The 14,307-nt window shown below is 39.5% G+C and carries 13 protein-coding genes; 9 read left to right on the top strand and 4 right to left on the bottom strand.

Annotated features, from left to right (window positions below):
• Positions 1–257: 257 nt before the first annotated feature.
• The 3 genes from DVR12_RS07740 (at position 258) to bioB (ending at position 3,321) form a co-directional block, all read left to right on the top strand.
• Positions 258–1,031: a UbiA family prenyltransferase gene (locus DVR12_RS07740; protein WP_158563228.1), complete on the top strand. Its 774-nt coding sequence runs from the start codon at positions 258–260 to the stop codon at positions 1,029–1,031.
• A 52-nt stretch (positions 1,032–1,083) separates the two neighbouring features.
• Positions 1,084–2,184 (top strand): M42 family metallopeptidase, encoded by a 1,101-nt coding sequence (locus DVR12_RS07735; protein ID WP_116975061.1) that lies wholly within the window; start codon positions 1,084–1,086, stop codon positions 2,182–2,184.
• Positions 2,185–2,355: 171 nt separating this feature from the next.
• Positions 2,356–3,321, top strand: a complete 966-nt coding sequence (bioB, locus tag DVR12_RS07730) for a biotin synthase BioB (protein WP_116975142.1) — start codon at positions 2,356–2,358, stop codon at positions 3,319–3,321.
• 117 nt (positions 3,322–3,438) lie between these two features.
• On the opposite strand, the gene DVR12_RS07725 is transcribed toward bioB, so the two are convergent.
• Complete coding sequence (locus DVR12_RS07725) at positions 3,439–4,254, bottom strand: HAD-IIA family hydrolase (protein WP_116975060.1); 816 nt, start codon at positions 4,252–4,254, stop codon at positions 3,439–3,441.
• 502 nt (positions 4,255–4,756) lie between these two features.
• On the opposite strand from DVR12_RS07725, the gene DVR12_RS07720 reads away from it, so the two are divergent.
• The gene (locus DVR12_RS07720; RefSeq protein ID WP_116975059.1) at positions 4,757–5,233 is read left to right on the top strand and encodes a hypothetical protein; all 477 of its coding nucleotides are present in this window, start codon (positions 4,757–4,759) and stop codon (positions 5,231–5,233) included.
• A gap of 94 nt (positions 5,234–5,327) precedes the next feature.
• Here DVR12_RS07720 and aroQ read toward each other — a convergent pair whose 3' ends face one another.
• The 3 genes from aroQ to ytxJ form a co-directional block, all read right to left on the bottom strand.
• On the bottom strand, positions 5,328–5,753 hold the full coding sequence (gene aroQ, locus DVR12_RS07715) for a type II 3-dehydroquinate dehydratase (RefSeq protein WP_116975058.1): 426 nt from the start codon (positions 5,751–5,753) through the stop codon (positions 5,328–5,330).
• 32 nt (positions 5,754–5,785) lie between these two features.
• Complete coding sequence (locus DVR12_RS07710; RefSeq protein ID WP_116975057.1) at positions 5,786–6,364, bottom strand: UbiX family flavin prenyltransferase; 579 nt, start codon at positions 6,362–6,364, stop codon at positions 5,786–5,788.
• A gap of 131 nt (positions 6,365–6,495) precedes the next feature.
• The gene (gene ytxJ / locus DVR12_RS07705; RefSeq protein WP_116975056.1) at positions 6,496–6,828 is read right to left on the bottom strand and encodes a bacillithiol system redox-active protein YtxJ; all 333 of its coding nucleotides are present in this window, start codon (positions 6,826–6,828) and stop codon (positions 6,496–6,498) included.
• Positions 6,829–7,186: 358 nt separating this feature from the next.
• Here ytxJ and DVR12_RS07700 point away from each other — a divergent pair, with 358 nt between their 5' ends.
• The 5 genes from DVR12_RS07700 (at position 7,187) to DVR12_RS07680 (ending at position 14,174) form a co-directional block, all read left to right on the top strand.
• Positions 7,187–8,551 (top strand): UDP-N-acetylmuramate--L-alanine ligase, encoded by a 1,365-nt coding sequence (locus tag DVR12_RS07700; RefSeq protein WP_116975055.1) that lies wholly within the window; start codon positions 7,187–7,189, stop codon positions 8,549–8,551.
• 38 nt (positions 8,552–8,589) lie between these two features.
• Positions 8,590–9,363, top strand: coding sequence for a 3'-5' exonuclease (locus tag DVR12_RS07695; protein ID WP_116975054.1), 774 nt, complete (start codon positions 8,590–8,592; stop codon positions 9,361–9,363).
• A 72-nt stretch (positions 9,364–9,435) separates the two neighbouring features.
• Complete coding sequence (locus DVR12_RS07690) at positions 9,436–10,176, top strand: polyprenol monophosphomannose synthase (protein ID WP_116975053.1); 741 nt, start codon at positions 9,436–9,438, stop codon at positions 10,174–10,176.
• Positions 10,177–10,364: 188 nt separating this feature from the next.
• Positions 10,365–11,255, top strand: a complete 891-nt coding sequence (locus DVR12_RS07685) for a DMT family transporter (RefSeq protein WP_116975052.1) — start codon at positions 10,365–10,367, stop codon at positions 11,253–11,255.
• Positions 11,256–11,315: 60 nt separating this feature from the next.
• The gene (locus DVR12_RS07680; protein WP_116975051.1) at positions 11,316–14,174 is read left to right on the top strand and encodes an alpha/beta hydrolase family protein; all 2,859 of its coding nucleotides are present in this window, start codon (positions 11,316–11,318) and stop codon (positions 14,172–14,174) included.
• Positions 14,175–14,307: the final 133 nt, after the last annotated feature.

The following is a 14,307-nucleotide window of genomic DNA, read 5'->3' as shown; positions in this document are numbered from 1 at the left end:
ATTAAGGCACATAAGATTTTTTAAAGGTATTTAAGGATAAAAGCGAATACTATTAAGCGCTTCAGATTCGTTCCTATATTAATGGAAACTTCTCTGCAATTCTTAATGATATTCGCTTTTATTTTTAAAAAGTCTTATGTGCCTTAATATTAATCTCTGCTTCTCTGCGAGAAACAATTTACTTTTGTTGAATGTTAAGGGGGTTATTCAATTTTTTGCTTTATTCATCGATCTTTATCTCATTGTGCGCCCTACTGATGATTTGGCAAACCAATGAGTTGTTGTATCTTCAGTACGATAAAACCACCTTTTACCTTTTCGTATTTTTCTCCACCATCTGTAGTTATAATTTCCACTGGTACCTTACCCCCAATACCTACTCAGGCTCTGAAAGGCTTCACTGGGCCGACAGGCACCGAAACATGATGATGGTATTTTCCGTTATTGGCCTTCTTGCCTCCTTATATTTCTTCTGGCAACTGAGATACCATTGGTTAGCCATAAGTGGCAGTGCCGTCCTAACCTTCCTTTATTCCGCCCCTAAAATCCCCCATCCCGCTTTCAGGTGGCTGAGTAAAATAGCAATAGGCAAAACGCTGTTCCTTACCGGGGTATGGACTTATGTAACCACCCTCCTGCCAGCGCTGGTAGCAAATGCCCCATTAAGTATACCCCTGATTAGTTTAGTGATCTATCGCTTCTGTTTGATCTACGCCATTTGTATTTTATTTGATTACCGTGATCTGGAGTCAGATAAACGGGAAGGTATCCGTTCCCTGATCACGTACCTGGACAATAAACAACTGATGAGATTATATTACATCTCATTATTGCTTGCCGCTGTTTTTGCAGGAATAATGGGGCCTTTCATCTCTTTCAGTGCAATCATTTCCTTACAAATACCAGTTATAGCAACTGCACTGATTACACGAAAAGCCCAAAGCAGTTCGGCAGATGTTCTCTACTATTTTGTGCTGGATGGATTTATGGCCGTTTCAGCAGTTGTATACTTCCTGTTACTGCAACTATAAAGCGTTTCCTATTTTTCCTTACATTTGTTCGATCACCATATAGTATGTAATTATGTCTAAAAAACAGAAATCAATACTCAATAAGGAATCTCTTGCATTCCTCTCGAAATACCTGAATAACCCATCTCCTACCGGATTTGAGAAAGAAGGACAAAAACTTTGGTTAAAGTATCTGACTCCATATATCGATGAGCACTTTGTAGATGCCTATGGCTCGGCTGTTGGAGTTATTAATCCTAAAGCTCCTTTTAAGGTAGTAATTGAAGCCCACGCTGATGAAATTTCATGGTTTGTAAACTATATTTCTCCGGAAGGCCTGATCTATGTAATACGCAATGGAGGCTCGGATCAACAGATTGCTCCTTCCAAACGTGTAAATATCCATACTGAAAAAGGTACCGTTAAAGCGGTTTTCGGCTGGCCGGCAATACATACCCGTCTGCGGAGTGGCGATGGTAAAGAGCCTCAACCTAAGGTAGAGAATATCTTCCTGGATTGTGGTGCCCGCTCCAGAAAAGAAGTGGAAGACCTCGGCATTCATGTAGGATGTGTATGTACGTTTGAAGATGGTTTCGAGGAATTAAATTACGACTACTACATCTGCAGGGCTATCGACAACCGAATTGGTGGTTTTATGATCGCTGAAGTAGCAAGGCTCCTGAAAGAAAACAAACAGGAACTACCATTTGGTCTGTATATTGTCAATGCCGTACAGGAAGAAGTAGGATTGAGAGGTGCTGAAATGATAGCCAAACGTATTAAACCGAATGTTGCTATTATTACTGATGTAACTCACGATACTACCACTCCGATGATTAATAAAAACATCGAAGGTGAAATTAAATGTGGTGGCGGTCCAAGTATTACCTATGGCCCGGCTGTTCACAATATTCTTCGTGATTTGATTATCAAAACAGCGAAGAAGAATGATATTCCACATCAGCTTCACGCGGTAAGCCGCAGCACCGGTACCGACACCGATGCATTTGCATATAGCAACGATGGTACTCCTTCAGCTTTAATTAGCCTGCCTTTACGTTATATGCATACTACCGTTGAAATGGTAAAGAAAGATGACATTGAACACACCATTCAACTTATTTATCATACGCTGTTAAATATCACGCCTAAAACTAATTTTCAATACTTATAGTTTTCAATAAAATGAAAGGAGGACGCATCCCATATGCGTCCTCTTTTCATTTTAGATAGGTCCATCATTTCCCGCCTCCCCTCCCTGTATTCCGGCGATTTCCTGTCCAAAAAAAACTTGTTGCTTTGCGAACAAAATTTCCTAGGTTTGCTTCTCAATAAAATCAGATCTATGATCCGTCATGATTGGACGTTAGATGAAATTAAAGAAATCTACAACACTCCTTTAATGGAGCTGGTATATCGTGCAGCTTCAATTCATCGCCAATATCAGGATACTGCTGAAGTACAGGTATGTACCCTTTTATCTATTAAAACAGGAGGATGCCCGGAAGATTGTGCCTATTGCCCGCAAGCAGCCAGATATAATACAGATATTAACGTACACGGACTACTCAAAAAAGATGAAGTACTTGAGTATGCACAAAAAGCCAAAGAAGCAGGTTCTACCCGTTTCTGTATGGGTGCTGCATGGCGCGAAGTACGCGACAACCGTGACTTTGACCGCGTTTTAGACATGGTTAAAGGCGTTAACGAACTCGGAATGGAAGTTTGTTGTACGTTAGGGATGCTAAATGAAGAACAAGCGCAAAAACTGGCGGATGCCGGCCTTTTTGCCTACAACCATAATCTTGATACCTCCAGAGAACATTATGGAGAAATCATTACCACCAGAACTTACGACGATCGCCTTCAAACCCTCGACAATGTCAGGAAAGCCGGAGTAAGTGTATGCTGTGGTGGTATTATCGGATTGGGTGAATCGCACGCTGATCGTATTGCAATGCTTTATACTTTAAGTAATCTGCCTCAACATCCTGATTCAGTGCCTATTAATGCACTCACCAGAGTAAAAGGTACTCCATTGGAGCATTTACCTAAAGTTGAATTTTGGGATATGGTGAAAATGATTGCAACTACCCGCATCATTATGCCAAAAGCAATGGTACGTTTAAGCGCCGGCAGAGCGGAAATGAGCATGTCTGATCAGGCACTCTGCTTCATGGCAGGAGCTAACTCCATCTTTACTGGTGAAAAATTATTGACAACCGGCAACCCTTCTTTTGAAGAAGATCACATGATGTTTGAGATCTTAGGTCTTAAAGCCCGTGAAGCTTTCAAAGAAGCAGTTTGCTAACTATATTTAATAAGAATAGAGGATGTATCAAAAGTAATTATTACCTGATTTTTCGGGTTATTGAAAAGAGAATTTTCATTAACAAATTACTTTTGATACATCCTCATCTTTTATAATCTACCAAATATCTGCCATTACTCTCCCTCCAATAACCTGATTAAACAAATCTTCATTCAATAAATCCTTAATTGATTGAATAATAAAATCAGGAGAATATCCGAAATGACCTAAATCTTCTTTCTTTGTAACACCAGTGAGAGTTAGTACTGTTGTGAATCCCATTGAGCCCGCACCCAAAATATCTGTTCCCATAGTATCTCCAATCATCACTGTTTCGTCGGTAGTTAACTGCAGCGCTTTCCGGGCCATTCTCATCATAATTGGGCTAGGTTTGCCAACACTGAATGCTTTAATACCTGTTGCAAATTCCAGCATAGCTACAAGTGCGCCGCAGCCTACCCTGTACTTGCCTTCGCCCATAGGGCAATTAGGGTCCAGATTTGTAGCTATTAACTTAGATCCTTTCATGATCATGTTGATTGCTTTATCAACAGATTCCAGCATAATTGTTCGGCCTTCTCCGATTATTACATAATCTGGCTGATCATCAACAATAGAATAACCTGCATTGTAAAGTTCTGTTAATAGTCCTCCTTCTCCGATAACATAAGCAGTTCCGTTTTCTTTCTTGGATGCCAGGTACCTGGCTGTAGCCATGGCACAGGTAAAAATATCAGTTTCGTTTACTTTGAAGCCCATTTTATTTAGCTTATAGCAAACATCCCTACCTGTTCTCTGGCTATTGTTTGTAAGAAATAAAAAAGGCAGTCCTTTCTCTTTAAGCCCATTAATAAATTCGACGGCGCCCGGAATGGGTTCACTTCCTTTGTAAATCACGCCATCCATGTCAATAAGAAATCCCTTTTTCTTCATAGCTTTTGATGTTGGTTAATAAGAATGTAATAGCTTAAAGCATGGAAAGAATAAAGGCGGGAAACTGCTTTAAATGCAGTGTAGAAAATTATTCGGGATCTGAATAACTTCTCTTAAAGATAAGAATAAAAATGATTAGTTGGTTACTTCAATATTAACTTATCGTGAAAATCTATATTTACCAGAGCGTTAAATAATCTGAACCCATTTAAATCTCACCTTCTGAATATTATATGCTGATATTATTATTGAAGAGGATCACTAACATTAAAAAATTAAAAACATATCCCATAAAATCCTTTCTGGATAAGAACTTACAGGAACACTCCCTCTATTTTACTATCTCAGCAATGCTAACTAATTAAAGATGAACATCAAACTAAAATCAGATTTTCGAGATTAAAAAATATCCTCTAAAATAATCTGATGATCAAAGATCTTTTCATAGTTTACTATGCCTTTATCTGATCCATTCCTTTAAACCCTTCAAAATTTCATCGTTATGCAACTCACAAAAAAAATTCTGACACTGAGCTCAATATTGGTTAGCTGCCTCCTGTTTGCAAGTTTTACAGTAATTAAACATAAAGATGTAGCTTCAGCAAAATTGAAAAGAGCAGGTACAATAACAGTAATTAAAAACGGACAACTTACCTGTCCGGGTAGCACCACTTTTCAAATCCAGACTGTATACAGTTCCGATTATAGTGATGCAACCAGCATTATGGCTTGTGGAGGATCATATACAAGTCCATACCTTATGAATACATTTTCAGGAACAAAAACTATAAATGTTTCGAATGCCATTACTGCCGACAGGCATGGTTATTATTATGTGTGTGCGTATGTTGACGGAACGCTGGCCTATAAAACCATTTTACAGGAATATGATTATGGTACCAGCTATCCGTTAATTACATTGTATGTACCATTAACTGCCACAGCCGGCACTCTGGAAATCAGGTATATAAATCTTTAATACTCAATGAGAAGATAAAGGTGGGAATGCTTCAAACTTTTAAGGTATTTCCTTAAAAAAACAGGGCGTGACTTTGGTCACGCCCTGTTTTTAGTTAAATATCGTTCATGACAAAATACTCGACACCCAGGTTATAGCCTTTAAGTCCTAATCCGCAGATTGTACCTACGCATTTAGGGGCTATTAATGAAGTATGTCTGAATTCTTCGCGGGCATAAACATTACTGATATGAATCTCAATTACCGGGGTTTTAATACCTGCAATTGCATCACGAATTGCAACGGAGGTATGTGTATAAGCACCCGCATTTAATAAGATTCCATCATAGGAAAATCCTACTTCATGTAAATAATTCACCAGTTCACCTTCTACATTGCTTTGATAATATGTAAACTTTATAGTTGGGTATTGCTGTTGCAAACGTTCGAAGTAATGTTCAAAAGATTCGCTGCCGTAAATACCGGTTTCACGTTTGCCTAATAAATTGAGATTTGGACCGTTGATTATAGCTATTTGCATGATGTCTCTTATTAAATGAATGGGCTAAGTTACTAATCCGTTAGCTTGTTTTCACTACCCCAACGATAGGTTTGTTGTTCTATTCCTGCCAGATCAATTACCCGATCTACTACTGTTGCAGCCATTTCTTCCAGATTTTTTGGTAAACTATAGAAAGATGGAGTAGCTGGACATACAATTCCACCTGCAGCTGTTAAGGCTTCCATATTTTTGATATGAATAAGATGATAGGGAGTTTCTCTTACTACACAAATGAGCTTTCGGCGCTCTTTTAAAACAACATCGGCCGCCCGGGTAATCAGATCATTGGATATACCTGTGGCAATACGGCCTAAAGTGCCCATAGAACAGGGGCAAATTATCATGGTATTAAACCTGCCGGATCCGGAGGCAAAAGGTGCCATAAAATCCTGTTGTGAATAAAACCGGAAAGGCAATTCCTTATAACCCTGATCCTGTAATTCAGTTTCCCATACAGTTTTGGCGTTCTCTGTCATTACAACAGCGACTTCTTCCAATTGAGAAGAGGCTGCATGTAATTTCTGCAACAATTGCCGGGCATAGATCGCCCCGCTTGCTCCTGTAACTGCCACTATTATACGATGCTTCATTGGCTATGCTCTTGTTAGCGCAAAACTAGCCTATTCTGACCGTTTTAGTCCAGAAAACTTAAGAGTAAAGCAATGAGAAAGAGGAGTTATATGTTGTTTCGTCCAACCTGCAGTAGATATGGGAATTTGGCTTAAAAGCCCGCCTCAGCTATAATTTCATCCATTATAATACCGGAATGACTTTCATTAAAAATACATTCACCGTTTTTTATAACCAGAATCTGGGGAGATTCGTGTGGTACATGATAGGTTTCAGCAATGCTGTCGGATACAGCTCTGTAGGCAATCAGATCGAGGTAATAAAACGTTAACCCTTCCGGAACTACAGCTCTTTCCAGCCTGGCTTTAGCCATAGAACTGATAGAGCATCGCGTGCTATGTTTAAAAATCACTACTGGAGCTATTGCAGATGCAGCATTAATTTCCGACAATTGTTCCTCACTGGTTAACGTTTTCCAATTCATTTAACATGTTTTGTTATGTTGTACTGTCGATTTTGCCATTCCTCTCATAGGGCAACCCAATTTCTGATGACTGGCGCAAGACGACATTAAAGCTGCAAAGATACAGATCATACCCATGTAGCCCAAGATTCTAACATAAGATTGCATATTCGATGTTTTAAATATTTTATTACTAAAACGAATTTTCAATAGAAATTATGATGCGACAACTTTTTTAATCGTCTTTTGTGATGTTATTTTGCAAATATAGAAAATACATTAAAGAAAACAACAATGTAATTTCAGATTAATAGATTTATGAATTTACGATTTTTTTAAATCTATAAGTCTTTCAATTCATGAAATGCGTCAGGGCGTTATGACTAAAGTACATTTTATTGCTATTGGCGGCAGCGTAATGCACCAATTAGCCATTGCATTAAAAAATAAAGGTTATCAGGTAACCGGCAGCGACGATGAAATTTTTGAACCCGCCCTGTCGAATCTCCGACATGCAGGTATTTTACCTGCTACAATGGGATGGGATGCCCAAAGAATTTCTGCTGATCTGGATGCGGTGATATTAGGCATGCACGCCAGAGAAGATAATCCCGAACTGATCAAAGCCCGGGAACTGGGTTTGAAGATTTACTCTTTCCCTGAATATATTTACCAGGAAAGCCAGCAAAAAACACGTGTGGCCGTAGGCGGTAGCCATGGTAAAACCACTACCACCGCTATGATCATGCATGTATTGCAGCAAACCAAAGTAAATTTCGACTACCTGGTGGGCGCTAAACTGGAAGGGTTTTCTCAATCCGTAAATATTACAGACGCTCCTATAATCGTTTGCGAAGCAGATGAATACCCGGCTTCTGTCATTGAAAAAAGGCCAAAATTCCATTTTCTGCATCCACAAATAGCTGTATTAACCGGAATCGCCTGGGATCATATCAATGTATTTCCCACTTACGAAATATATAAAGAACAATTTGCCATTTTCATCAGGGATATACAGCCTGGAATGGTACTGATTTATAACAGTAGTGATGAAGAGCTGGTAGAAGTGGTAAAAGCTAATGGAGAGAATCTGCAGCTAATCCCTTATGCTTTACCAGAGCATACCATTGAAAATGGTATTACGAAAGTAACATTCGGGGAGAATTCTGCTAACTTGCTGGTATTCGGAGATCACAACCTGCTAAACATGCATGCAGCTAAATTGGTCTGCAACCAATTGGGTATTAAAGACGCAGATTTTCTAAAAGCCATTCAGAGTTTCAAAGGCGCAGCCAAACGACTGGAACTGATTGCCGCTGATGATACCTGCGCTATTTACCGCGATTTCGCTCATGCTCCGTCCAAGGTGAAAGCCACCATGGAAGCAACCCAACATCAATTTCCGAATAGAAAACTGATTGCTATCCTGGAACTGCATACCTATAGCAGCCTAAATGCTGATTTTTTGGATCAGTATTATGGGGCACTGGACCCTGCAACAATTGCAGGAGTTTACTATAGCAAACATGCTTTGGAAATTAAACGAATGCCCGACCTGTCGGCCGATTTAATTGCCCAACGATTTGGTCGTAATGATCTGCATATTTTCAACAACCGGGGAAAACTGGAAAATTTCCTTAATTCCCAGTCGTATACAGACACCAATCTGCTGCTCATGAGCTCAGGTACTTATGATGGTCTGGATTTTCCTAAATTGGCAGCATTATTACCATCAAAACACTAATTCATTAATATAAACAGACAAATAATAAATATTATATAATGCCTTCTTTGCTCCTCAAAAGGCCGCTGGCCGTAATCGATCTGGAAACTACCGGCACAAATGTAGCCACAGACCGTATTATTGAAATTGCAATCATTAAAGTATTCCCAGACAAAACAACCCAGTCTAAGGTAAAACGTATTAATCCGGGAATACCAATTCCTGCTGGTTCTTCAGCTATTCATGGCATTAAGGATGAGGACGTAAAAGATGCTCCTACATTTAAACAGGTAGCTGGCGAATTGAAACAATTTCTGGATAATTGTGACCTTGCCGGTTATAACTCAAACAGGTTTGATATTCCACTGTTAGTGGAAGAATTTTTGAGGGTGGAAGTCAATTTTGATGTTAGTAAGCGAAAATTTGTAGATGTACAACGCATTTTCCACCTGATGGAAAAACGTACACTTGCTGCTGCCTATAAATTCTATTGCGACAAACAACTGGAAAATGCCCATAGCGCCGAAGCCGATGCAATGGCTACATATGAAATCCTGGAAGCACAGTTATCCCGCTATGAACACCTGCAGGAAGATATCGACTCTCTGGCCACTTTTACCAAAGAGGAAGATTACATCGATTTTGCACGCCGGTTAGTGATGCAGGGTGGACAAGAAGTCTTTAATTTCGGGAAATATAAAGGCCGCCCGGTTAGAGAGGTACTGAAAGCAGAACCTCAATATTACGACTGGATGATGAAAGCCGACTTCCCACTTAATACTAAGCAGAAGCTGACAGAGATTTTCCATAATATGATGTTAAAAAAAATGTAATGTTTTCGCGGAACATCCTATCTTGCAGCGGAATTGAATTATTTTCGCAGTCCAAAAATATCATCTCCAGCATTGGAAAAGCTTGTCATCATTCCCACGTACAATGAGAAGGATAATATCCGTAACATCATTGACGCAGTACTTTCACTGAAAGAAAACTTCCACATCCTGATTGTGGATGATGGATCTCCTGATGGTACGGGAAATATTGTAAAAGAATTACAGCAGCAACACCCCGGTGAAGTCTTTCTTGAAGAAAGATCGGGTAAGCAAGGATTAGGAACTGCTTATATTCATGGTTTTAAATGGGCATTGGCCAGAGGTTACCAATTCATTTTTGAAATGGATGCTGATTTCTCCCATAACCCCAAAGATCTACCGCGTCTTTACCAGGCTTGCGCCGTTGATGGTGCCGATGTTGCAGTCGGTTCCCGATACGTTAAAGGTGGAAAAACTGAAAACTGGCCCTGGGATAGAGCAGTATTATCGTATGGTGCATCTATTTACGTTGGAATGATCACCTGGATGCCAGTAAAAGACCCGACAGCCGGATTCGTTTGCTATCGCAACAGCGTATTGCAGGCCATCAATCTCGATCAGATTCAGTTTGTTGGTTACGCATTCCAAATTGAAATGAAATTTACTGCCTGGAAGCTGGGATTCCGCATTAAGGAAGTTCCTATTACCTTCAAAGACAGGAAAGAAGGATATTCAAAAATGAGCAAAGGCATTGTGAAAGAAGGCATTCTTGGAGTGCTCAAAATACAATGGCAAAGCCTTTTTAGAAATTATAAAAGACGAGTTACGAATTAATTTTGCTCCCAAAGTGGCAAAGATTAGTAGTAAGCGGCAAAGGATTTTTTTAAGGTTAAATAAGATTAAAGCGAATGCTTTTAAGAATTACTGAGAAGTTTCTTAAAACATTCGCTTTAATCGTAATAAAAAACTTTGCCGCTTACTACTAATCTTTGCCGCCTTGCGAGAAACGCTAACGAAGGTTCATGAAAAAAGCATTCCTCCAGCTCCACCTCTCTGTATTTTTAGCTGGATTTACTGGTATTTTAGGCAAGCTCATCACTTTAAACGAAGGCTTACTGGTATGGTATCGACTTCTGATCACCTCTATTAGTTTGTTCATTTTGTTTCGTGTCCAAGGCCGGTTTAAAAAACTTCCCTGGAAAGATATCCTGCCAATTGGTAGCACCGGAGTAATTGTAGCCCTTCACTGGTTATTTTTTTATGGTAGTATAAAATATGCGAATGTTTCGATCGGGGTTATATGCTTTTCCCTGACCAGCCTCTTTACCGCTATTTTTGATCCGCTGATTAATAGAAGAAGATTTGATCTGGCAGAAATGTTATTAAGTCTGCTTACCTTATTCGGAATACTCCTGATCTTCCATTTCGATAGCCAGTTCCGTACCGGTATTATACTTGGTATCATATCTGCCATGTTTGCCGCCCTGTTCACTGTTTTCAACAAACGGTTAATCAAGCGTTTCGATACTTACACTATTACGTTTTACGAACTTACTACAGGCTTTGTAGTGCTTACCGCACTAATGCCGCTTTATCTGCTGGCCTTCCCGGGAGCAAATCTTATTCCTTCTGTTCCGGATGTTATTTACCTGCTTATACTCTCCTGGTTCTGTACTATTCTTATGTACCTGCTGAGTATGAGCGCATTAAAAAAGATCTCTCCATTTACCGTAAACCTCTGCTATAACCTGGAACCGGTTTACAGCATTATTCTGGCTTTTATCATTTTTCATGAGAACAAACTCCTGAATGGAGCTTTCTATGCAGGATTAGCCTGCATTATCCTATCAGTTTTTCTCCAGATGTTCAGAGTTGCAAAGGGGAAAGACCTGAAGCTGGAAAGCAGCCATTAATTCTTTTCCGTTGCTGTAAAATTGGTGGACTAAAAGTCTCAATTTTCTTATTTTGCAGCAATGAGAAAAGTATTGTTAGGGGCCGTTCTTTTTGGAACCAGCCTGTTTACCTATGCGCAACAACAACCTGCTAAAAAGCCATTAGATCACAGTGTGTATGACAATTGGCAAAGTATCGGAACAAAAGTCATCAGTGCCAACGGACAATTTGTAGCTTATGCTGTTCTCCCACAGGAAGGAGATGCAAATCTGATCATTCATGATCTCAAATCCGGGCAATCTGTTACCATACCAAGAGGTACTAACCCGGTAATGAGCAAAGATTCCCGCTTTTTGATTTGTACGATTAAGCCACTATTTAAGGATACCCGTGATGCAAGGATTAAAAAGAAGAAACCGGCAGAAATGCCAAAGGATTCTCTGGCAATTATAGCTATGGGGCAATCTGCAGAACCTATTAAAATACCTGCTGTCAAATCCTTTAAAATACCTGAAAGTACTCTTACTACCGTTTCTTTAGTAGCCTGGTTACAGGAAATGCCGGCAGATTCTTCTAAAAAAGATAATAAAATTGCCAAAAACACTAAAAAAGATAACGATAGAGAGGACGATGATAAAGCTGCTGGCAGTGGAAGTGAAAACGGAATGCTGATCGTCCGTCAACTTGTGTCTGGCAAACAGGATACCATCAAAAATGCCAGCGAATATGTTTTCAATAAGGATGGACAATATCTCCTCGTTGAAACAACTATCAACAAAAAAGATTCATTATCGACCTCCAGTCTGATACGTTGGAACATAGCCAAAAGCAAGGCAGATACCTTAAGCAAAGGACAAACTGATTATAAACAACTGGCTATATCTACAAAAGGAGAACTGGCAGCATTCCTTGCAACCAGCGATTCTTCAAAAGCACAACAACAATTCTACAAACTCTATTACTTCGATTCAAAATCTGATAGTGCTAAAATAGTAGCTGATAAAAACAGTAACGGAATTCCTGCAAACTGGACTATCAGTCCAAATGCTACTCTTACCTTCAGTAACGATGGTAAACGCCTTTTCTTTGGTACTGCTCCGATATTACCAGTGAAAGACACCAATATCGTTGATTTCGAAGTTGCCAAAGTAGATATCTGGAATTACAAAGATGATTATCTGCAACCAATGCAATTAAAGAATGCAGATAAGGAACTTAAAAAGAGCTTCGCTGCTGTTTATCATCCTGGAAGCAACAGGGTAATTCAGCTGGGGAATGATGATGTAGAAACTGTGGTCTTTACAAAGGAAGATAGTCCTTATGCCCTGGGATATTCAGATAAAGGAGAAAGAGTTGCCCTGCAATGGACTGGTCGCACTCTTAAAACAGCTTACCTCATTAATGTAAACGACGGTACCCGTAAAAAAATTCAGGAGAAACTGAATGGAAATTATTACTTATCTCCTTTCGGTAAATATATCATCTGGTATGATCTGGATAAAAGAAATTGGTTTTCTTACCAAAATGCAACAGGTTTAACTGCCAATATCAGTGATAAAATTCCTACCAAAATGTTTGATGAGGAAGATGATCATCCTGATGTTCCTGAAGCCTATGGCATTGCCACCTGGTTACATAACGACGATAAAGTATTTATCTATGATCGTTATGATATCTGGTCTGTTGATCCAGCTGGTAAACAGGCACCCGTTAATTACACAGATGGAATCGGACGTAAAGAAAAGATTACTTTCCGCTATATACAGTTAGATAAAGAATACAAATACGTTCTTTATGGTTCTCCAATGGTATTAAGCGCATATCAGGAAACCAGCAAATACAATGGTTTCTATCTGCAGCCGGGTGTGCGTAAAGACGGTAAAAAACCGGCACTTAAACAATTGGTATTAGGTCCGTGGTCCTTTACTGATCTGCAACGCTCTTCAACTAATCAGGTGTATGTTTTCAATAAAGGCAGATATGATGTATCTCCAGATGTTTTTACTGCAACTGATGATTTCAACAAAGCTACTCAGCTGAGTCATACCAATCCTCAGCAAAAGGAATATAACTGGGGAACAGCAGAACTATACAAATGGACAACTTTCAGCGGAAAACACGCAGAAGGTATTTTGTATAAACCTGAAAATTTTGACAGCACCAAGAAATATCCTGTTATATTCTATTTCTATGAGAAATTAACAGATGGACTTTACAACTATCAGGCACCAGCTCCTACTCCGTCACGTTTGAATATTTCTTTCTTCGTAAGCAGAGGATATCTGGTATTTGCACCGGATATTACTTACGAAAATGGTTATCCGGGTAAGAGTGCTTATGATTATATTGTAAGTGCAGCAGAAGATATGGCTAAAAAATCCTGGGTAGATGGAAAACATATGGGTATTCAGGGTCAGAGCTGGGGAGGTTACCAGGTTGCATACCTGATAACTCAAACCAATTTGTTTGCTGCTGCATGGGCAGGTGCACCAGTTGCCAATATGACCAGTGCCTATGGAGGAATCAGATGGGAAAGTGGTATGAATCGCCAGTTCCAGTACGAACATTCTCAAAGCCGTATTGGTGCTACCCTTTGGGAGAAACCTGAACTTTATATAGAAAATTCTCCGCTTTTCAATTTGCCTAAAGTATCAACGCCTCTGGCAATTATGGCGAATGACGCAGATGGGGCAGTACCTTGGTATCAGGGCATTGAGCTGTTTACAGGTTTACGCCGCTTAGGCAAACCGGTTTGGATGCTGAACTACAACAACGAAGCACATAATCTGATTCAACGTCAGAACCGTAAGGACATACAACGTCGTGAACAACAGTTTTTCGACCACCTGCTTAAAGGAGCCCCTGCTCCTCAGTGGATGGTAAATGGTGTTCCGGCTACTGAAAAAGGAATAAATTGGGGCTGGGAATTAGTTCCATAGCTCGTAAACTCGCTGTTTCTCGCAGAGTGGTAAAGATTAATATTAACCTTAAAAAAAACCTTTGTTCCTTAATATTAATCTTTACCACTCTGCGAGAAACAAACGAGTTGGTAATATGATTTTTTTAACATAT

Origin of the sequence: Chitinophaga silvatica (assembly GCF_003419895.1) — a bacterium.
Classification (GTDB): Bacteria; Bacteroidota; Bacteroidia; order Chitinophagales; family Chitinophagaceae; genus Chitinophaga; species Chitinophaga silvatica.
The sequence above is the reverse complement of the archived record's forward strand: the minus strand, read 5'-3'. Positions and strand labels throughout refer to the sequence as shown.